Source organism: Magnetococcales bacterium, from assembly GCA_015228815.1.
GTDB lineage: Bacteria > Pseudomonadota > Magnetococcia > Magnetococcales > UBA8363 > UBA8363.
This window is the reverse complement of the sequence record JADGCV010000012.1, coordinates 1-21,537: the sequence shown is the minus strand read 5'-3', so window position 1 is coordinate 21,537 and position 21,537 is coordinate 1. Positions and strand designations below refer to the sequence as shown.

Sequence of the window (21,537 nt, the reverse complement as noted above, 5' to 3'; positions counted from 1 at the left end):
GGATCATCGACGGTCCAACCCCGACATGGCCTCGATGGCACACACCACCGCGCCGATGTCTTCGCGACCGAGGCCATGGGCCATGGCGCTGTTGAAACTTTCACGGACGATGGCCGTCACCGGCAGGACCGCGCCGCGCCGCCCCGCCTCTTCGAGGATCAGGTTGAGGTCCTTGAACACCAGATCAAGGGGAAAATGGGCCGAGAAATCACGAGCAATGATGCTGTCCCCCTTCATTTTGAGCAAAGGGGCCGCCATGACCCCCGATTGCAGGGCGCTGATCACATCGGTCAATTTCAGACCGATCTTTTCGGCGAAGACCAACGTTTCGGAGAGGCCATGGACCATGTTGGCCAGCATGAGATTGACCGCCAGTTTCATGCGCGTCCCATCCCCCACGGCACCACAATGGACCACGGCCTTGCCCATGGTCGCGAGCAACGGACGACAGCGATCAAGAACCGAAGTCTCCCCGCCGGCAAGGAAAACCAACTGCCCGTTTTGCGCCGGAATCATGGATCCCGAGACCGGGGCATCGAGGAAATCGCCCCCCGCGACGCTGACGGCCTGGGCCGCGGCTTCGGTCGCTGCCACGGAGACGGTACTGGCGTTGATGACGATCCGTCCCGAAAGGTCCTGTTGCGTCAGGGCATGAATCATCTCCGCCAACGCCTCGGGCCCGGTCACCATGAGGACGATGACCTGGGAATGCGCGACAAGCCCCCCCGGAGCCCGATCCACCGGAATGCCCTTTTCCTTGAAGGGAAGGCATTTGTCCGGGGATCGGTTGAAAACCCGCAGGGAAAATCCCCCCTTCGCGACGTTCCACGCCATCGCCTGACCCATGATCCCCAAACCGATCCATCCAATATCATTCATCAAGTTCACCCGACATGGTGCCTCGCCCTGGAGACAGGCAAGGGAATTCAAGTCAATGCGGAAGAGCAGCCACGACCTCCTCTTGCTTGCCGATCGCTGAATCCAGCGGATTCAAAGCGTTTGGCCAAGGTATCAAAAGTGGCCGTCGTCATGGTGGCACTCCTTTCCAGAATGACCATTACCCACCTGAGTATACCACGAGGTCTTGCCAAACGACAGCCACGCACGCCACGGACGACTTCCCCCAGGAATCAAAGCAACTTCACCAGTGCCGCCACCACGGCCACCGAAGCCGCCAGCATGCCGCCAAGGCGCATGGTCAGATCGTGTTTCAACCTCAACTCCATTTCCTTCATATCGCGCTTCAGATTATTTTCCAACTCTTTCAAATCCTGTTTTGTCGCCAGCCGATCTTCAATCAGTTCGGCCATGGCTTCCGCATGGACTTCCGCCTGGGATTCAGGAACGCCTGCGGCCTTGAGTTTCTTGGCATACGCCAACGTGTCAAACGCAATCGCGGTACTCACGGGACAATCTCCTTCCAGGAAGCGCGGGCAACACAGATAATCATGCAAGCCATTGTTTCCATTGGAGCCGACGAGGGGAATCGAACCCCTAACCTACGGATTACAAATCCGTTGCTCTGCCAATTGAGCTACGTCGGCGGTGGAGCGGTTGTCAAACGAAAATCCCTCAGGCGTCTCGCCTTTGGTGAAAACGATTCTAACATGTGTTTCTGAAAAAAAAAATGCCGTGCAAGGCACAGGATGCCCCGCGGACAAGACGGCTCAATCAAACGCCTTGATTCAATCCCCCCGTGCCCCCTTTTTTTCCGTTCGCCTCGGGATCAAGGAAGGACCAACCGATCCCAGGGTCGATTTCACTTCTTCGATGACCGAATCCCAGCATCCGGGCTTTTTCTGCCGGAACAGGCGCAACGATGGATACCACGGACTGTCGTCACGTCCCAGGAGCCACCGCCAGTCGGGGACGAAGGCAACCATGCCCCACACCGGACGGCCCAGGGCCCCCGCCAAATGCAGCAATGCCGTATCGACCGTGATCACCAGATCCATCCACGTCATCGCCGCCGCGGTATCGGCAAAATCGCGCAACCGGTCGCCCAGATCGAACAGATTGTCCCGGCACCGCATCGATTCCCGTTCCGCATCCGTTGGGTCCATCTGAAAGATGACGAACGAACACCCCGCCACATCCAGCAAGGAAACCAGCCGCGCCACGGGCAGCGACCGGTTGCGATCGTTCTTGTGGCCGGGATTGCCACGCCACGCAATGCCGACCCGCAGGCCAGGAAGACGGCCCAGATCGGAAAAACGAAGACAGCGTTCCGGATCGGGATCAAGATACGGTACCGTCACCGTCGTCACGGTGGGGTCCAAACCAAGGATGCCCGGAAGGCTCATAAGGGGTGCCTGGAAGGAACACCGGGGCAATTCCTCGGGACGGCTCGAAAGAAAATCGATCCCTTTCATGCGCGACAACAAAGGAAACAAGGGTGCCGGACACAACACAACCACCCGGGCGCCTAGTGTACAAACAAGGGGCACGCAACGGATGAACTGGATACTGTCGCCAAATCCCTGTTCGCAATGAAGCAGCACCCTCCGTCCATCGAGCTCCCTGCCGTCCCACAAGGGTTCCTGGCGACCGTGGGGGACAAAATCCCATTTTTTCCAGCGCCATTCATAATAGTTCCAACCGATGGCGAATTCCCCGAGGAGAAGGTGGGCCAAACCCAGGGCAAAGTTGGCCTCGGCGAATTCGGGATCCACGGCCAACGCACGATGATAATACCCCATGGCGGTATCGATCCGCCCCAGTTCCTGCCATACGAATCCCAGATTGGTCAGAATCCCGCACTCCTCGCCCCCCAGAACCAAGGCCCGTTCCAGGCAAGCCCGAGCCTCTTCGTGACGCCCCATCTTCTGCAAAGCCAGCCCCAGGTTGCCATGAACCCCCGCCCGTTCGGGCTGCCACCCGGCCACCTGGCGCAGACAGGCCTCCGCCTCTTCCAACCGTCCCAACTCCTGATAGCCGATCCCCAGGTTGAACCGGGCCTCCCGATGCTCCGGATCGGCGGGAGCGATCGCCTCGAAACAGGAAACCGCCTCGGACCAGCGGCGTTCCCCGCTCCAAAGGAGCCCCAGTTGCAGAAGAATGGCCCCGTCCCCAGGCCACAACGACCGGCCCCGGGAAAGACAGGCCAAGGCCTCGTCCCTGCGTCCCAGGTCCGCCAGTGACGCCCCAAGCCCCAGCAATCCGCCGCGATCATCGGGCAAAAGTTGCAAAAGAGTTGTAAAACAGGTCACGGCCCGGGCATGATCTCCCTTGTGGCGCCGGGCATTCCCCAGATTGCGCCAGGCCTCGGCAAACCGGGGGGCGAGGACGAGCGCCTTTTCATAGCAGGCAACCGCCTCATCCCAACGCCCAAGGTCGAGTAAGGCGTTGCCCAGATTATTGTGCGCCTGGAAATAATCGGATCTCAGGGCCAGCGCCTGCCGAAAACTTTCGACCGCCGCATCGCTTCGCCCAAGGGCCATCAGCACATTGCCCAGATTGTTGTGTCCCTCCGCCAGCCCCGGCTGCAAGGCCAGCGCCTTGAGATAACACCCCTGGGCCTCCTCCAGGCGCCCCAACCCCTCGAAAACAAGACCCAGATTGTTGTGCGCCGCGGCAAAGCCGGGATGCAGGGCAACCGCTCGTGACATCCAATCCGCAGCCTCCGGCAACCGTCCCCGCTGATAGGCGACAATGCCCATGAAATGAAGAAGATCCGGATTGCGCGGTTGCCGGAGCAAAAGCCCGGTCAACACCCGTTGCGCCTCTTCCCATCGGCCCTCGGTCAACAGGGCCGACACCTGTTGCACACGAAGATCATCGCCCCGCGAACCCCCGCCTTTCTTCGCCCCCTTGGCGCGCCAGCCACTCATGATTTCAAGTCACCACGCCTGAACGTTGCCGACAATTGTTGCAGGGATTGTTGCCTGTCTCCATAAAGCCCTTGCAACGTCTTTTCCGTTCTGGCAACGGCATCGCGATGGAATTTTCTTTTCTCACGTTCGAAGATTGATCTCAATTCATCAAAATTTTTATGATCAACCTCCGAATAACCAATCTTCATCCTTTTCAGGAGCATCCTGCCCACCTCCATGGCCAGATGATGCGAGGCATAGGGAAGAAAAGCCGGAGGCACGTCCATTGTCGGTCGTTTGCGTTCGTTTTCGACAAAACGAAAGATCAATACCGCCAACAACGCCTGCGCGGCGTTCAAATCCTCGAAAATGGTCCGATAGAGTTTGCCAAAATGTTCCCGGCGCATGAATTTGGCCTGGTGCGGTTTGCACCTCCAGATGGCCAGAGTCGATTCGGCGACGATCGCGCTGGTAATGACCTCGCTTCCCCCCACTCCATCACCACTCTTGGATTTATAAGTAAAACCAAACCCCTTCAATCCAATCTCAAGGTGTTTCTGAAGGCTGTCATTCGACTTGAGGTCGCGAAGATCGACCGGATTTTGACTGTTGGTGGCAAGAGTGATGTCGTGGACAAGCGTGGCATCGTCGGACTCCAGTTCAAGGATGCGCACCATGACAAACACGTTGGAGAAAACGTTCGAATCTTTCGTGGCGTTCAATACCTTTTCGATCGTCTTGCAGGTCTGGCCACCGTTGATGATCTGTATGTTTTCCAGTTTGACCTGAAAATTTCCACCTTGCAGGGCGTTGTGTCTGAATTGTTTGCAGATGATGGTGATGCCATTATTGAAAAAATAAAAATTTTCCCTGTTTGACGGGTCATCAAGGGTCGCAAACATATCCCGGTTGACCCGATTGGAAGTCATCCCGAGATAACGGCGAATGTTTCGTTCCAACAGACGGTCGCCATGACGCGCGAACAGCCCGGCAATCTCGGCGACAGGGACCTTGCCGACCAGGACCCGGCGAAAATTGAAGGATTCGATCAGGGCCTGCCCCGCGAAACGCAATCCATCATCGACCTGTTTCGTCCTTTGCAACGCCGCGATGATTCCGTCATGGTTGCAGTGGACCCATTCCACCTGATCCCGTGGAAAACAGGCCGCCTCGATCCATTGTTGGGCCATTTCATTCCAACGAAGACCATTGTTGCACAACACGAACCGTACCGTGGGAATGTATCCATCGCGCACCAAGGCGCGTATTTCCTCGATCCTGGGGGCGATCCGGTCATTCATCGCCACATCCTTGGCGGGGTCGAACAGAATGGCCACCGTATTGATGGCTTTCCGGACCTCCGTTTCCGGAAAATGGGATGTCCCGTCCAGTTTTTTTTTGTATTTGGCCTGAAACAGAGACACCAGGAATTCCCCATCCGCGACATCACCGACATGAATGCCGTCCACCCCGACATCATTGCCGCCATCGGTCACCATCTCGCGGGCCTCCTCCAGGGAAACGCCAAGAAGGGTGGACATGCACAGAATCGTAAAGGCCGCCGATTTTTTCCGGGAATCATCCGCCGCGGACAAATCGGAAAACCATGCGGCATTTTCGTTCAGGATTCCGGTCAATCGTTGATCGACCAGACTTGCATTGATGTTCATGAAATCCTTTCATCCCATTGACAACCGGTTCCCAAGAGGTCCAAACACAAAGGCCACAAAAGAGGATCGCCAATCGACTTGAACAACCCGCCGATGCCGCTCCAACCAGGCCAGAAACGGCAAGGACCTGCCCGGATCCACCATCGACCAGGATGCGCCATTCCATGACCACCCTCTTCGATCCGCCCCCGCCATCCCTTTTCGACCAGGCCATCATCCATCACCGCGCCGGCCAATGGCACGAGGCCCGGCACCTGTACCAGACACTCCTGTCCCGCGACCGCCACCATCTCCCGACCCTGGTCCATCTGGGCCTCCTCCATCAACAACAAGAAGAGATGAACGCCGCCATCGCCTGCTTCCGACAGGCCCTCGGGCAAAGCCGGGACTCCGATCTGCAATCCCGATTGACGATCCCCCCGGAACAACCGCACCAGACCGCCAACCTGATCGGCATCGCCTGTCATCAATCGGGTCGTCTCCAGGAGGCCCTGGATCAGTACACCCTGGCCCTGCGCTTGAACCCGGACTACCCCTCTGCCCTCTCCAACCGCGGCTTTGCCTACATTGCCCTGGGAAGGCCCGACGAGGCCGCCCAGGATTTCAACGAGGCCCTGCGGCAACAACCTGACTTTCCCGAGGCCCATGCCAACCTTGGCATGGTGTTCCACGATCAGGGTCGCCACGCCGAGGCGCAACGATGCTTCCGCAACGCCCTCCAACGCAATCCCGCCTTCACCCAGGCCTGGTACAACCTGGGCCTCGCCCTCCAGGCCCAGGGACGCTTCGACGAAGCCCTGGAGGCCCTCCGCCAGGCACGAAGCCTCGATCCCGAGGATGCCGAAGCGGCACTCGCCTTAAGTCTGCTGCTGCTCCTGAAGGGCGATTATCGCACCGCCTGGCCCCTTCACGAATGGCGATGGAACACCGAAGGCTTCCACCACCACGGACACCCGCAACCACTCTGGGATGGCCGCGCGTTCACCGGAAAAACCCTGCTGCTCCACTGCGAACAAGGATTCGGCGACAACATTCAATTCATCCGCTACATTCCCCAGGCGCGGCAACGCGGCACAACCGTCATCGTCCAATGCCCACTGCCGCTCGCATCCCTCTTTCGGACCGTTCCCGACATCGGCCCCGTGATCGCCTCGGGTCAACCCCTCCCCCCATGCGATCTACAGGCACCACTCGCAAGCCTGCCCTTGATCTTCGACACCACCCTCGAAACCATCCCGCGAAGGATCCCCTATCTTGCCGCCGATCCCCACCAGGTGTCCATATCGGCCTCCCTTCTCCCCCCCGACGACAAAGCCCACCATCACCCCAATGGCTTCCTCCCCCCCCTAAACGTGGGGCTGGCATGGCGTGGCAATCCCAAACATCGCAATGATCGCAATCGTTCCATCGATCCTGCCCTCCTGGCAACCCTTTGCCCCAAGGTTCCCTGCCTTTTCATCGGTCTCCAGAAAGACAAACCACCCGAAGATCTGCTTCACTTCACACATCATCCCAATTTTATCGACTTAAGCCCCTGGCTTGCCGACTTTGCCGCCACCGCCGCCATCATGTCCCATCTGGATCTGGTGATCGGCGTGGACAGTGCCGTCATTCACCTGGCCGGGGCCCTGGGACATCCCGCCTGGGTCCTCCTGCCCAAGGTTCCCGACTGGCGCTGGGGCATCGAAGGAGATCAGACGCCCTGGTATCCAACCCTTCGACTCTTTCGTCAATCCGCCATCGCCGACTGGAACCCGGTGTTGCGCCAGGTGGCCAAACGGTTGCACATTCTTTCGTCAACCCGCCATCGCCGACTGGAACCCGGTATTGCACCAGATGGCTGAACGGTTGCCTTCCATCGATTCCCCCTGGAAACACCAGTCCTCCCTTGTTCCATTTCCCCTTTGGGGAAATGGAACGGGTCATGCCTCGATCCCGTTCAATCCCTATATATTCCATTCCATTCCATTCCGGGGGCAAGGCATCGTCGAGAAAGAAAGGACGGTTCTTCGAGGACTCGGGGAACGGCCTTGGAATGATGGAAAAAAACAGACCCGGAAACAACGCCCGGAGGATCCGCCCGTCCCCCCCCTTAACGCCCCTTGACGACGGCGAACACCACCCCGAAACGTGCCACATGGGCCACCGTCGGCAGCGCGTCGAACTGACGATCACTGTTCCAACGGGTCGTGGAAATGATGTAATCGGGGTTCTCCACCTTGCCAGTTTCGAAGACCGAAAAATTGGCGGGAACAAACGGTGTGACATTGATGGCGACATAGGCGACTCCGACCGTGAACTTTTGTGCATCGAAATCGAGGCCCTTGCGTACCGCCTCCCTGCGGGCATGCTCGACCATTTTGAATGCCGCCTCGCGGTACGAAGTGATCCAATACTCGGTTTCGAACCGTTTGTCCGCACCGGGGAGTCCACCGATAAAATTGTTGTAATAGGCATACTGATACGGGTGCAATCGGACCATCGTCACGATGTGGGACAGAAAATAGACGCCAAGGAGTCCCGCCGCCGTCCGCGACATCCAGAATGACCCATGCCGCGGCACGCGCCACAGGGCCGTCAGGGCCGTGGCGCCGAGGACCGCCATCGGCGGAACGATCAACAGAAAATGACGGATCCCATCATACAGGGTGGTCTGATTGACGACGGCATAGACAGGGGTGAAATAGATCGAAACCAGCAACAACAGCAAACCCTGGGTCCGGAGACGATCCCCGCGCCGCCAACCATCGATGATGCCATGGATTCCCCAAAGCGTCGCCACCGGAACGATCATGGCGAACAACTCAGGCAAGGTCACGGCAAAGTAGGTCGGCAGATAGGTCCAGGGAAGCCGGTCACCCCTGATGTACAAACCATCGAGCAACACCGTCCGCCCCCAGACATGATGACGCGCCGATTCGAACGCCTCCCGGAGAACCCCGGGGTCGTGCCAGACGGCGGGCCAGAAGACGATCATCAACAGTCCGGCGATGCCGATGGGCAGACCGAGCAGACGCAACCATGGAAGAGACGCCACCGTGCGCCAGAATCCACGTCCTGCCACCGGCATCATCATCAGGCCCACGATCAGCAACATCCCGCAAAAGGCGATCAGGACAATGCCACCAATCCGAACCCCCATGGCGAGCCCCATGGACATTCCCAGGAAGACAAGATCCCTGGTTGCCGGATTCGGCAGCGCAACGCTCGCCCGCAGCAGAAAGTACAGGCTCCAGATGGCGCCGACGGCCACAGGGATGTCCTTGGCATTGATGAACGTGTGTCCATAATAGGCGGGCATGGTCACCAGCAAAAGCAAGGCCCAGAACCCGCCACGGGGACCGGCAAGCATCCGCCCCATTCTCCAGGTCCCGACCAGCCCCAGCAATCCCATCATCCCGTTGCCAAACCTTCGGACCGTAAACCCTTCCCACGGTCCAAGCCAGGCGATCGCCTCGATGACCGAATCATACAATCCGCCGTAATAGTGAAGATCGACATAGCGGACGGCCCGAACATCCGCGCCAAACGTGCCCATATGGCTGAGAATGGCCTTGCCATACCACACATTGTGCCAAAGCTCCTCCCAGGAGTACCCATAATCACGAAACGTCATCATGAAAAGGATCGCGACGGTCGCAAACGTCAACAACGAAAGACGATCAAACAGGGGATGATCGGGATCGGGAAACGGTTTTTGGAACACTCGTTCCATGTGAATGGGCATATGGAGGTCTACAAGAGGTTGAGATCCCGAGGATCACATGCGCGTGGAATCGAAACGGCGATGGTGTCTTTTCCCTGAGCGATCGGCTGCACCCCCGGTTCCAGCCGATGGACGGTGCGCACGACATAGGGGGGACGTTTTTTCGTCTCGAAGTAGATCCGCCCGACGTATTCGCCCAGGATGCCCAGACCCAACATGTTGAGGCCGGAAAAAAACAACACGGTCACCATGATCGAAGGATAGCCGGGCACATCGCCGCCCAGAATGACGGTATCCAGGATCAGATAAAGACCATAGAGAAAGGCGCCTCCTGAAAGAAAAACACCGATCACCGTCATCAGTTTCAAGGGGAAGGCGGAAAAACTGGTCACCCCCTGCCAGGCCAACAGACACAATTGCAGGAAATTCCACTTGGTCTGGCCCACCTGGCGCACCGGACGGACATACGGCAACGAGGTCGTCCGGAAACCGACCCACGAAAAGATTCCCTTGTTGAAACGATTGCATTCGTTCATGGAGCACAGGACATCGACCACCTTTCGGTCCATCAGGCGAAAATCACCCGCATTGACCGGAATCGACGTATCGGAAATCATGTTGAACAGGGTGTAGAAAGCGGAAGAGGTCCATCGCTTCAACCAGGTATCGGAGCTTCGGTCCTCGCGCACCCCCAGCACGACATCGAAACCATGACGCCATTGTTCGAGCATTCCGGGAATAAGATAGACGGGATCCTGAAGATCGGCATCCATGACGATGGCGACATCCCCCGAGACATGATCCAGGCCCGCCTTGAGCGCCAGTTCCTTGCCAAAATTGCGCGACAGTTCCACCACCTTGATCCGCCCATCCCAGTGGGCGTGTTCGAGCAACAGTTGCAAAGTATTGTCGCGACTGCCATCGTCCACCGCGATGATTTCCCAATCGATGCCGGCGATTCTTTCCAGTTGGGCGTAAAGTTCCCTGAAGTAGTGGTGAACCCCCTCCCCCTCGTTGAAAAAAGGGGTGACGATGGACAGAAGGGGACGCTTGCGCCGTGGTTGCACGGATTCATCGCCCGGAGGGGAAGCGGCTTGAGTGGCGGAAAATTCCGTTTCAAGCTTTGGGTGCATCCGAGTCCCTCCCCGAAGAACGACGATCGCCCCGTTGCGCCATCACCAGAAGGGAAACCCCGAACGGCAAGGCCCGCGAACGACCGATCCAACCGCTTTCCAGGGCCAGGATCCGGTACAAAAGTCGATTGATCCATTCGCGAGGCAACGCCCCGGTATCGTCCCCCCGGAGCAGGCCGGTCATCTTCTTGAACAGCCGCACCAGGGCGATGGGAAAGAACAACAGGATGTTGAAATGGGTCGCGAACACCACCCGCAAACCCGCCCCCTCCATCAACCGCCGCAGGCGCAGAATGGTATAACGCCGGTAGTGATGCTGGGCCTCATCATGGCTCGACCACAGAAAATCGTAGGCGGGGGCAGTCACGAGGAGCCATCCCCCATCGACCAGGCGGTTCGACAACGATTCGATCACGGCACCATCATCCTCGCAGCAGGAAAGGACATCCAGCAGGGTGATCAGGTGAAACTCCAGTGAAGCGAAGGGAATCCTGTCGGGAAGGGTCCCGAATTCGACGATGGCCCCGGCGGTCTTTCGCGCCACATCCAAGGCAAAATCATTGGGTTCCATCCCCCACACACCACCAAAGCGTTGCAGCATTCCCAGATTGGGACCGGTACCACACCCTGCGTCCAATATCCTTGCATCGGACGGAAAGGAGCAACGCTCAAGCATTTTTTCAAGAACCCTCCGTCGGCCACGGAACCACCAATGGACATCCTGGGTCGCTGCCATATTACGGTAGGTCTCGGGATCCATGGTTCAAAAATCCTTGATCCAGGGTGAACGGCGGTAAAACGGGAGCAGATAAAGATTGAGGACACTGTTGTAGGTCCAGCACAGGCAGCGGTTTTCCTTCGAACGCAGATGTTTCTGGTGCTCGCAGGTCGCCGGATTGCGCCAGATGTCGGTCAACGACTCCTTCCTGAGGTTTCCCAGGACATACTGCCCCGGACAACTGCCAACATCGCCATAGGGATTGATCTCCAGGTAGAATGAGGAGAAAAACAGACAGCGAAAACCTCCAGAATCGAAAAATTCCAGTGGACGGAAAACAAATTCCGGCATGGAACGATAATAAGGGGAATCGAATACGGGCCACCGCCGCCCCAGTTCCTTGAGCACCTGGCGAAATTCCTCTTCATGCTCCGGACGGAACAACAGCGCGTCCTCTCCCTCCTTGATCTGATGAACAAGGTTGTTCTGCACCGGCTGAAATTCCACCTCGTCGGCGATTTCCTGGAAGGTTTCGACCCACTGCGGCATCTCCCGGAAGTTCAGCGCGGCGATGATTCCCTTGATGACCATTCTGGGGCGATCGGAGGTCCCACGCAGCTTGCGGACCGCGTCCAGACCCGCCATCGACTTGCGGAAGGAACCGGGGACGCCGCGGACATGATCGTGCTCCTCGGGACGGAAGCTGTCCATGCTGACGGTGATCGAATCAATGTCCATCGCCAGGAGTTCCCTGGCGAACCGGGGAAGAAGCACACCATTGGTACACAGATTGACCCGTTTTCCCCCCTCCTTGAGGCGCCTGATGACATCGAGCATTCCCGGCAGCATCAGAGGTTCTCCCCCGGAAATGGTCACCCCCCAGACCCTGGAGCGGGCCAGTTGATCGGCAACCCCCATCTTTTCATCGATTGTCAGTTCACGCGCCAGATCATCGGGCGAAGTCCGCGACCAGACCCAGTCGCAATGAAGGCATTTGCGGTTGCAGCCGTAGGTCGTGATCCAGGCGACATAAAAGGGAGACCCCCCGTTGGGTTGCCCGGTCATCATGCTGTAGAAGTTACCCATGGCGGTAGCCGCCGCCGTGGGCAGCGAACCCTCGCGCAGAGTGCGGAAAAATTTCATCACGGCCATGGATCATTCCCCCTGATGCAAAAATTCAAGGACCACCCGCGCCTGATCGTGGATCCGCTCGGGTGGAATCGTGGGATGGACCGGAAGAAAATGGATCTCCCGGACGGCCTGGAGGGCATGGGGTGTCGGTCGGGAGATGTCGGAAAAAATCGGCATTGCCGAACAACAAGGGAGAAGGGTCGTGGTCAGATCGATGCCGCGACGCGCCATGAAGCGACGAAACGCCGCCCCCTCGGGGGCGCGAAACGGAAACCGCCAGAAGACGTTGTGCCCCCCTTCGGGAAGGACCGGCAATCGATGCGGGGCCACCGGGGACAGATGGTGCAGGAGGAGCGCCGCATTGGCCCGGCGCCGTTCATCCCATTCCTCGATCCGCGACAGACAGGCCAGGCCCAGTCGGGCCTGAACGGCGTTGAACCGCCACAACCATCGCTCGGGCATCCGGTCGAGACGCAGGACGTGGGGATTGTCGGTCTGAAGTTTGCGGATGGTCTCGGGGCTGCGTTCGCTGATCCACCGCACCAACGGAAAGGTAGTCCAGGAAAAAAGGGCCGGATGGGTCGCCAGATTGACGATCAGGTTGCGCAGCAATATGGCGCGCAGGTGACCCGAACGCACCCCGGGCAGTTTGGATGTCCGATCCCGTACCCGTGCCAACAGTGTTGGATCGCGGGCGATGAGCATCCCGCCATATCCCGTCGAAACCGCCTTGAGGGAAGAGAGGGAAAAAAATCCGGCATCCCCGAACGTTCCCAATCTTCTGCCCTTCCAGCGGGCATTGAAGGCGTGGGACGCATCCTCCAGGAGGGTCAATCCGTGTTCGCGACACAGAGAGGCGATCGCCTCCATGTCGGTGGCCAGGCCGAACAGATGGGTCACCAGGACGCCGCGGGTTTTCGGGGTGATGGCCTGTCGCAGCGCTTCGGGATCCATCTGACAGGTGCCGGGATCGATATCGACGAACACCGGTTTGAGGCCGGCGATCAAAAGCACGTTGACAATGTCGTGAATGGTGATCGGCGTCATGATGATTTCGCTGCCCGCCGGCCAGCCGAGGACGTCGATCAGGTGATGCAGCGCCGTCCGGGCATAGGGTTGGGCCACCGCCTCGGGAACCTCCATCATGGTGGCGAAGGACTGCTCGAAGCGTGCCACATCCTGTTCGTCCTGCCGGTCCCCCCCGGAAACGCGGACCAGGGCCGAAAGAATTTCCGGAAGCCTGAGATAAATCCGTGTCCGAGGAATCCGGTCATGCCAGGGAAGGACTGTCATCTTAGAGGTCTCCGCGATCAAGGTAGCCCGACAAATCCTGATCACCCCGACAACTGCCCAGGCACCTTTTTTTCCTTGGACTCATCCCTTGGAGGTGAAGACGAAGACACCATCCCAATCGGCGGGGGGCGGATTGGAAAGGTATTCCTGACACCGTTCCAGATAGGTTTTTGCCGGTCCATCTCCCGGAATGATCGCCAACGCCTTTTCGAAAAGCGTGATGGCCTCCTGATAGTTGCGTTCCCGATATTTGGCCAGGCCCGCATTGTAATGAACGAGCAGTTCAGCCATTTTTCCGGTCACTTCACCCTTTTTGCCGAGCAACTGATAGATGGTGACGGGTTCCTTCTTTCCGATCACACGCACGGTATCGAGAACCCGGCAATCGATGTCATCCTTGGCCAGGTTGTAGGTGGCATCGGAGATCATGGTGTCGGAGGCATAGAATTTGTTGGCCCCTTCCAGACGGGCGGCCAGATTGACCGCATCGCCCATGATGGTATAGTCCATCCGCTGTTTGGAACCCATGTTCCCCACCACCATCCGCCCCGAGTTGATCCCCATGCGCACCCGGAGTTCCGCCCGCCCTTCCCGCGCCAGACGTTCACGCATCTGCAACATGAATTGCTGCATTTCGACGGCGGCATGACAGCAGAGGGTCGCATGATTGGGTTGGTCGAGCGGCGCCCCCCAGAAGGCGATGATGGCATCCCCTTCGAACTTGTCCACGGTTCCATCGTATTTGGCGATGATTTCGCACATTGCCGTCAAATATTCGTTGAGCAGCAACACCAGTTCGGACGGAGTCAGCTTTTCGGAAATGGTGGAAAACCCGGCGACGTCGGAGAAATAGGCGGTCATGACCCGTTCCTCCCCCCCCAGGGAGAGTTTGGAAGGGTCCTTGACCAGAATATCGACCACCTTCGGCGAAAGATATTGCCCAAACGCCCCCTTGATCATCTTTTTCTGGCTCATCTCCTGGAGATAGAACCGCATGTTGATGACCATGAAGCTCATGATGGCGGCCATGAGGGCATAGGACATCGAGAAGACCAGCCCCTGATGGATGTAGACCATGGTGACCGCCGCCGCCCAGAAAAGAATGATGACAACGGCGAACAGGACCCGCACCGTGGGATGCTTGATGGCCCCGAGCGCCATCATGCCAAGCATCAACACCACCGCCAGCAACCCCTCCTGGGCGACCGAGGCCGGACGCAATGGCCCCCCCTTGAGCATGGTCTGGATCACGTCGGCGATGATCTCGACCCCGTAGACCATTCCCACCGGAGTGTCGAACCAGTCGTGGGACACCTCGGAGGTATCCCCCACCAGGACGATCCGGTCCTTGATCGGATAGCTCAGTTCATAGAGTTCCTCTTCGCTCTTTCCAGAGATGTCGATGTAGTCGAGCGCGGAAAAACCGGCAGTCTGGCTCAGGAAACGGCTGCCCGGCGGCAGGGTGGGAAAGTCGATGTAGATGTTGTTGAATTGATCCATGGGAATCGTCAGATCGGGTCCCAGACGGATGGCCCCCGGCAGCAGTTCCGGTTCGACCCCCAGATACATTGCCAGGGCCTTGATGGCATAGGGCCAAGCCTTGGCCTTGTCGGCGATTTCGGGATAGACCTTCAACCGCGACAGACTCGTCACCAGGCTGCTTTGAGATCCGATGTTGGTATACCCGTTCTCGGTGACCGCGGCCAGTTCGGGGGTGGGCTGGTTGAGACGAATGAACTGGCCATCATGGATGTCGGCCTGGGAAACCAGAAGCACGGGAGCCGCCTTCTTCAATGAAGCGGCGGTCGGAGTATCCTCGTTGTAGGAACTGGGAAAGTCCATCAGAAGGTCGATGGCCACCACCCGGGCGCCGAGGGTCTTCATGTTTTCGGCAATTTTGCCGATGTCGGTGCGCCGCAGAGGGAAACTCTTGTATTCCTTGAAAAATGTCTCATCGGTATTGATCAGGACGATCTGCTCGGAGGGAAAACGCATCCGCTCGCCGTCGCCAAAGTTCTGCCTGAGGATGTGCCTGAGGGAGATGGTCTGTTCCTCGATGAGGGAAAATACCTCGAAATATTCGGCGGGGATGGCCATGAGAAAAAAAATGATGGTGGCAAAAATATCATAGCGTTGCAATATCTTCTTCATGACCCGATGCCTCTCCCGATCAACCTGCGATGGACGCTGCCGTTCACGAGCGTCCCCCCAAACATAACCGGACTTTCAGGTCGATGTGGGTCGAAGAAACAATGGTAACGCTCGCTGCCATCAATTGTGGCCAATTTTTCGTCGAACCGCAATGACAATACCCTGCTTCCGACTGTCGGAATATCAATTTCAGACGGCTCATCCTTGCGTCAAGGTCACGCGCCACGCCCGGTCGGTTCCAGCGCCATTCCTCAAGATCATCCGGGTTCAGTAGCGACGGGCACATTGTCGTCGCGCTTGACTCGCTGCTTCCTGAAATGATACCAATATGACGATTCTCGTATTTCAAGGGACAGTCTTCAATCAGTTTGCCACAACCATGGATCCGAACATGAGCGATCATGATGACTGGGATATTGACGCAACCGAGGACCCGGAAGAAGAAACTGTCGATATCGATTATGAAATCACAAGCTATCCGGCGGACACGACACTGGCCGGATACCTTACGCAGTGGGACAACAACCAATTGGATGTTCCCGACTTTCAACGCAGTTATGTCTGGGACCAAACCCGGGCAAGCAAGTTGATCGAATCCTTCCTGCTTGGGCTTCCCGTACCTGGAGTGTTTTTGTATAAAGAAAGAAAAAGCAAAAAATTCCTGATAATCGATGGTCAGCAACGAATAAAATCGATTGTTTATTTCCTCAAAGGGCAATTCAACAATAAGATATTCAAGTTGAAGCGTGTTACCAGCAGATGGGAAGGAAAGAGCTTCACGCAACTGGATGAGGAAGACAAATTCGCTCTGGAAAATTCTGTCATGCGGGCCACCGTCATTCAACAAATAAGCCCGGAGGATCATACAAGCGTCTATCACATTTTTGAACGTCTCAATACAGGCGGAATCAATCTCAATCCCATGGAAATCAGAAAATGCGTCGCCCATGGCGACTTTGCCGATGCCCTCGAAAGAATGAACGCCAATGACGACTGGCAGAGGATCCTGGGCCGGCACAGGCCGGACAAGCGGATGCGGGATGTCGAACTCGTCTTGCGCATTATCGCCCTCTCCGAGAAAATCAATCAATACAACAAGCCAATGAAGGGTTTTCTCAATGGTTTCATGGAGGAAAAAAGAAAAATATCAGATTTTGAAAAAATCGTGAATGCCTTTTCCGATGCTTGTCACTATATAATCGATTCTGTTGGAGAGACTCCATTCCATTACAGGCAGCGATTGAATTATGGACTATTGGATGCAGTCTTTGTTTCCATACTCACAAAGAGAAAGCCAGAGAAGTTATCCGATGTTCTTGAGGCACTAAAAAAAGATTCTGATTTTGTTTCTTGTATCACAAGAAACACAAGTGACACGAACATATTAAAGAAACGCATAAAGATTGCCGCAAAATATTTTTAACCAATCTGGAATTGTGCAATGTCCAATCTTGACAGAACAGAACTTACCCTGGAGGCCATCAGATCCAACCTGTCCTCCAATCCTGACGCCCTCATCGAATCGTATCTCGCTCAATATCTTACCGTAGTCTTCCATTCCGAGATCGAAGAAAAGGTGACTTTGATTTTACGTTCGCGACTCGCCGCGAAAGGTGATGAGAAACTTTCCAAGTTCATCGTGAATACAGCAACAGAATTGATAAAGAGAACGAAAAAAACAGATATTCGCAAGCTTGTAGAACGTTTTGGTAATGATGCAGTCGAAACATTTGACAGGTCCATCACCGATGAAGAAGTATCCTACTATTCGAGCATCATCACTGCAAGACATATCACATCTCATTCCAGGAACGCATCCGTAACCATCAAGGACATCGAGCGTGGCGTCAAATCGGCAAAGAAAATATTGAGTTCATTAGAAATGGCAATCATATAGGATTTAATTTGGAAACACAAAGTCAGCCCCCTGGAGCGTTGCCCCAAACCCCACCAGGGGGATAAGCGGATCCGCATCACCTCTTCTGCCGTCCCGCCTTGAGAAAGGCCTCGGCCATGGCGTTGTCGGTGGAGGAGGTTGCGACGGTTTTTCCCTTTTCCCGAGGTTGCCGCGCCGAAACGGCAACCTCGCGGTGCAAAGAGGGATTGCCCGATGCCATCGGTTCGTCCAGTCGCATGCTCAGAGCGATGCGGCGACGCCTGGGATCGATTTCCATGACCCGCACCTTGACAATCTGCCCCGCCCGAACCACCTGATGCGGATCCTTCACAAACCGGTCGGCCATCATCGAAACATGCACCAGCCCATCCTGATGGACCCCGATATCGACAAAGGCGCCAAAATTGGTCACGTTGCTGACCACCCCTTCGAGAATCATTCCCGGTTGCAGATCCTTGATCTCCTCCACCCCCTCGCGAAAGGAGGCGGTGCGGAAGTCGGGACGTGGATCGCGACCCGGTTTTTCCAACTCCTTCAGGATATCCCGAACCGTCGGCTCGCCAAAACGGGCATCGGTAAACTCCGACGGGCGGATGCTTTCGATCGCCCGAGCGTTGCCGATCAACTCCGACAGGGAAAGACCGGTTTTTTTCAGAATCCGTTCCACCAGTTCATAGGACTCGGGGTGAACAGCGGAAGCGTCCAGGGGGGTGTCACCATTGTGGATGCGGAGAAAACCCGCGGCCAGTTCAAACGTCTTCGCCCCGAACCGCGGCACCTTCTTGAGGGCGCGCCGGTTGGCAAAGGGACCATTTTGATCCCGGTGGCGGATGATGTTTTCCGCCAACCCCGCGTTCAATCCCGACACCCGCGCCAATAACGGTTGCGAGGCGGTGTTCACATCGACCCCCACCGCGTTGACCGCATCCTCCACCACCCCCTCCAACGACTGCGACAGCCGCCGCGGAGCGACATCGTGTTGATACTGCCCCACCCCGATCGAGCGCGGATCGATCTTGACCAGTTCCGCCAGGGGATCCTGAAGGCGCCGGGCGATGGAAACAGCCCCCCGCAACGTGACATCAAGATCGGGCAATTCTTGCGCGGCATACTCCGAGGCCGAATAAACCGACGCCCCCGCCTCGCTCACCAGGACCCCAGAAACCTGCAATTCGGGATGATCCTTCCTCAATTCCGCCACCAGCCGTTCCGTTTCCCTCGATCCCGTCCCATTGCCGATGGCGATCAGGCGCACTCCGAATTCGCCCGCCAGGAGCGCCAGGCGTCTCTTGGCCTCCTGCCACTGGTTTTTCGGCGGATGCGGATGGATGGTCGTGGTGACCATGATCTTGCCGGTCGCATCCACCACCGCCACCTTGACTCCGGTGCGCAAACCCGGATCCAACCCCATCACCCCGACCATCCCCGCCGGAGCCGACAGCAGAAGATCACGCAGGTTCGCCGAAAAAACCCGAACCGCCTCTTCCTCCCCCATTTCGGCCAACCGTTGCGTCAGATCGGTATCGGCATGTGGTTTCAATCTTTTTTTCCATGCCTGACGCACCACCTCCAGCAACCAGCCATCGCCCGGTCGGCCCTGATCACGAATCGCCCAATGACGGGCGATCATCGTTTCACCGGTGCAAAGAATCCCTTCCCGGGCCTCCAGATCCCGGGCATGAACAATCTCCAGGCGCAAAATGCCGAGACTTTTTCCACGCAACAGCGCCAGCACCCGGTGCGCGGGCAGTTTTCTGACTGCCTGGTCGAACATGAAATAATCAGCGAACTTCTCTCCCTCCTCCTCCTTGCCTTTGACCAGACGCGATTGCAAAATCCCTTCCTCCCACAAGGTTTCCCGGATCCGTCCGATCAGCGCCGCATCCTCCGCGAGCACCTCGGTCAGGATGTGCAAAGCCCCCTCCAGGGCCGCCGCGACATTTTCGACCCCCTTCCCCGGATCGACGAATGATGCCGCCACCGCCTCCGGCACCGACTCCGGATGGTGCAACAGGTGCATCGCCAAAGGTTCGAGACCCGCTTCACGGGCACTCGTCGCCCGGCTGCGCCGTTTGGGACGGTAGGGAAGATACAAATCCTCGATCCGGGTTCGCGTCTCGGCCTCGCGGATCGCCCGTTCCAGTTCCGGGGTCAGTTTGCCCTGTTCGCCGATCCCCTTGAGAACCACCTCCCGCCGATCCTCCAATTCGCGCAGTTGACCCAGGCGATCCTGAAGCATTCTCAGATGGGTATCGCTCAAACCACCCGTGACCTCCTTGCGGTACCGCGCCACAAAAGGAACCGTCGCCCCCTCGTCCAGCAACTGCACGGCAGCCGCCACCTGCTCTTCCCTGACATCAAGTTCTCGGGCGATGCGACCGTGGATTCCCCGCGCGACATCTTCATTGCCTGCCTGCATCAACTGGTCTCCCTCTTTTCATATGCCGATGAAACACCACGCAACACCTCAATCCACCGCTTTCCATAATATCCGGAAACGTCACCCTCCATCCATCCTGTTCCCGACCTCCCCCGCCCCTCCCCGGCCTCGGACCTTGGAATTCTCGAAATCCTTCGATAAATGCCGTTTCCTTTTTTTCGATAAAAAGGTACCATCGCCGACCATTCCATGGACGAAGTCGTCTTCAAGAGTTTCCGGCGATCCATCCTTTCCTCAACGTGGGAAGACCCCTGTGAACATTCATCGTTTCAGCCTGGCGCTTCTGCTGGGCAAGGTCCGCCGTTTTCTGGTGGTGCGATTCCGCCCCAACACCCTCGCACGCATGGCGGCCTTGCGTCAGGGCGGGTGCAACCGGTGCGCGGTCTGTTGCCAGCTTCTCTACCGCTGTCCGATGCTGTCGAAAAACAATCTGTGCATGATCTATCATTCCCCCCTGCGACCGACCGTCTGCCAGCACTTTCCATTGGATGACCGTGACCTGCGCGATGTCGCCCGTCAAGGTTTGGGATCGGGTTGCAGCTATGTCTTCGCCGAACGGGTCGAGGAACTCCCGTTTGGCGAACGAAACCATCCCGAGTTATGTTCGCGCCATGGTCCTTCCCTGAAAACCTTGAAACCCATCGCAACCGAACTCATGCGCCGGATTTCCCCCTGAAGGAAGGGGATCACATCATGGCACAGTGATGCTCGTGATGCAGGACAACCGTGCGATGAATTTCGCGACACCGGACATCGAGCGTCGCGCACAGAAGGATCATACGTCCGGGAAAAACCGGGGAAAGCAGGGCATGCAACGCCCTGCACCACAAGGTTCGATCCGGAGGGAATGTTCCATCCTCAAGCACAAGCACCACCGCTGGCAGAATCGACCCCAACCACCCCCGGGGATATTCGACGGCAACAATGGCCTCCCAGGGTACCGCCTGTTCGCTCAGGCGAAAGTCGGTAACCCCACCATGGTTGATCCGGAGAATCATGCGACAACCAGGCCGAAGCAACCGCCGTATGGCCAGGAAGACGAACAACACACCCGGCACACCCGCAAACAACAGAATGGCGCCTCTAAACCCCGACGGATCACCCGCCAGGTTCCAGGCCCCATAAAGCAGCCCAAGACCCGACAAAAACATGAATCCGACCCGATTGTCGTCCGATTGGGCGTTGATGTTGGGAGGAGGCGCGAATGTCGTCATGGAAGACCTTTTTCATGAGGATCGATGATCTGGCCTTCGCGACGGGCAATTTCGATGATGGGCCATCGGTCATCTTCCTCCCATTGCCGCACGCCAACGCCAATGGGCTCAATCCTGGAATCGGTATGGACCGTCGCGGTCCACAGGCGTTCGGTATCATCCCAGTGGTTGGTCTTGTCGAAAAGAGGGGAAACCACAACCAGGTCGAAGTCGCTATCAGGTGTAGCATCGCCACGGGCATGGGAACCAAACAGCACGCCAAAAACCACGGGCATGCCCTCCTTTTCCAGATAGGTTAAACCGCAACCATCACGGGACACGTAGTTTTCGGGCTTCAAATGTGGCATGATCGGCATGTAACTTTCCTTAATT

The 21,537-nt window shown here is 57.3% G+C and carries 17 protein-coding genes and 1 tRNA gene; 4 read left to right on the top strand and 14 right to left on the bottom strand.

The window, feature by feature from the left end:
* Positions 1-3 precede the first annotated feature (3 nt).
* The 5 genes from HQL76_06930 to HQL76_06910 form a co-directional block, all read right to left on the bottom strand.
* On the bottom strand, positions 4-879 hold the full coding sequence (locus tag HQL76_06930; protein MBF0108889.1) for an NAD(P)-dependent oxidoreductase: 876 nt from the start codon (positions 877-879) through the stop codon (positions 4-6).
* A gap of 251 nt (positions 880-1,130) precedes the next feature.
* Entirely contained in the window at positions 1,131-1,406 is a 276-nt protein-coding gene (locus HQL76_06925; protein MBF0108888.1) for a hypothetical protein, read from the bottom strand.
* Positions 1,407-1,468: 62 nt separating this feature from the next.
* Positions 1,469-1,544 (bottom strand) — tRNA-Thr (locus HQL76_06920).
* A gap of 141 nt (positions 1,545-1,685) precedes the next feature.
* Positions 1,686-3,830: a tetratricopeptide repeat protein gene (locus HQL76_06915; GenBank protein MBF0108887.1), complete on the bottom strand. Its 2,145-nt coding sequence runs from the start codon at positions 3,828-3,830 to the stop codon at positions 1,686-1,688.
* The gene (locus HQL76_06910; protein ID MBF0108886.1) at positions 3,827-5,482 is read right to left on the bottom strand and encodes an AIPR family protein; all 1,656 of its coding nucleotides are present in this window, start codon (positions 5,480-5,482) and stop codon (positions 3,827-3,829) included. Before HQL76_06910 ends, HQL76_06915 begins: the two co-directional genes overlap by 4 nt.
* 164 nt (positions 5,483-5,646) lie before the next feature.
* Here HQL76_06910 and HQL76_06905 point away from each other — a divergent pair, with 164 nt between their 5' ends.
* A complete protein-coding gene (locus HQL76_06905) occupies positions 5,647-7,326 on the top strand; it encodes a glycosyltransferase family protein (GenBank protein MBF0108885.1) in 1,680 nt (559 codons plus the stop codon).
* A 248-nt stretch (positions 7,327-7,574) separates the two neighbouring features.
* Here HQL76_06905 and HQL76_06900 read toward each other — a convergent pair whose 3' ends face one another.
* From HQL76_06900 to HQL76_06875, 6 genes are all read right to left on the bottom strand, one after another.
* The gene (locus tag HQL76_06900) at positions 7,575-9,188 is read right to left on the bottom strand and encodes a glycosyltransferase family 39 protein (GenBank protein ID MBF0108884.1); all 1,614 of its coding nucleotides are present in this window, start codon (positions 9,186-9,188) and stop codon (positions 7,575-7,577) included.
* Between the two features lie 29 nt (positions 9,189-9,217).
* Positions 9,218-10,321: a glycosyltransferase family 2 protein gene (locus tag HQL76_06895; protein MBF0108883.1), complete on the bottom strand. Its 1,104-nt coding sequence runs from the start codon at positions 10,319-10,321 to the stop codon at positions 9,218-9,220.
* Complete coding sequence (locus tag HQL76_06890; GenBank protein MBF0108882.1) at positions 10,305-11,081, bottom strand: class I SAM-dependent methyltransferase; 777 nt, start codon at positions 11,079-11,081, stop codon at positions 10,305-10,307. Before HQL76_06890 ends, HQL76_06895 begins: the two co-directional genes overlap by 17 nt.
* A 3-nt stretch (positions 11,082-11,084) precedes the next feature.
* Entirely contained in the window at positions 11,085-12,191 is a 1,107-nt protein-coding gene (locus HQL76_06885; GenBank protein MBF0108881.1) for a radical SAM protein, read from the bottom strand.
* A 3-nt stretch (positions 12,192-12,194) separates the two neighbouring features.
* On the bottom strand, positions 12,195-13,463 hold the full coding sequence (locus tag HQL76_06880) for a DegT/DnrJ/EryC1/StrS family aminotransferase (protein ID MBF0108880.1): 1,269 nt from the start codon (positions 13,461-13,463) through the stop codon (positions 12,195-12,197).
* 81 nt (positions 13,464-13,544) lie between these two features.
* Positions 13,545-15,614, bottom strand: coding sequence for a CHASE2 domain-containing protein (locus HQL76_06875; protein ID MBF0108879.1), 2,070 nt, complete (start codon positions 15,612-15,614; stop codon positions 13,545-13,547).
* 391 nt (positions 15,615-16,005) lie between these two features.
* On the opposite strand from HQL76_06875, the gene HQL76_06870 reads away from it, so the two are divergent.
* Both HQL76_06870 and HQL76_06865 read left to right on the top strand, forming a co-directional pair.
* Positions 16,006-17,037 carry a DUF262 domain-containing protein gene (locus HQL76_06870; protein ID MBF0108878.1) on the top strand — a complete coding sequence of 344 codons (1,032 nt, stop codon included), beginning with the start codon at positions 16,006-16,008 and terminating at the stop codon, positions 17,035-17,037.
* An 18-nt stretch (positions 17,038-17,055) separates the two neighbouring features.
* Entirely contained in the window at positions 17,056-17,511 is a 456-nt protein-coding gene (locus HQL76_06865) for a hypothetical protein (GenBank protein MBF0108877.1), read from the top strand.
* A 76-nt stretch (positions 17,512-17,587) separates the two neighbouring features.
* On the opposite strand, the gene HQL76_06860 is transcribed toward HQL76_06865, so the two are convergent.
* Positions 17,588-19,930, bottom strand: a complete 2,343-nt coding sequence (locus HQL76_06860; GenBank protein ID MBF0108876.1) for an RNA-binding transcriptional accessory protein — start codon at positions 19,928-19,930, stop codon at positions 17,588-17,590.
* Between the two features lie 274 nt (positions 19,931-20,204).
* Here HQL76_06860 and HQL76_06855 point away from each other — a divergent pair, with 274 nt between their 5' ends.
* Positions 20,205-20,627 (top strand): hypothetical protein, encoded by a 423-nt coding sequence (locus tag HQL76_06855; GenBank protein MBF0108875.1) that lies wholly within the window; start codon positions 20,205-20,207, stop codon positions 20,625-20,627.
* Between the two features lie 10 nt (positions 20,628-20,637).
* On the opposite strand, the gene HQL76_06850 is transcribed toward HQL76_06855, so the two are convergent.
* Both HQL76_06850 and HQL76_06845 read right to left on the bottom strand, forming a co-directional pair.
* Positions 20,638-21,165, bottom strand: a complete 528-nt coding sequence (locus HQL76_06850) for a hypothetical protein (GenBank protein MBF0108874.1) — start codon at positions 21,163-21,165, stop codon at positions 20,638-20,640.
* Positions 21,162-21,521, bottom strand: a complete 360-nt coding sequence (locus HQL76_06845; GenBank protein MBF0108873.1) for a nucleotidyltransferase domain-containing protein — start codon at positions 21,519-21,521, stop codon at positions 21,162-21,164. The genes HQL76_06850 and HQL76_06845 overlap by 4 nt, the downstream gene beginning before the upstream one ends.
* Positions 21,522-21,537: the final 16 nt, after the last annotated feature.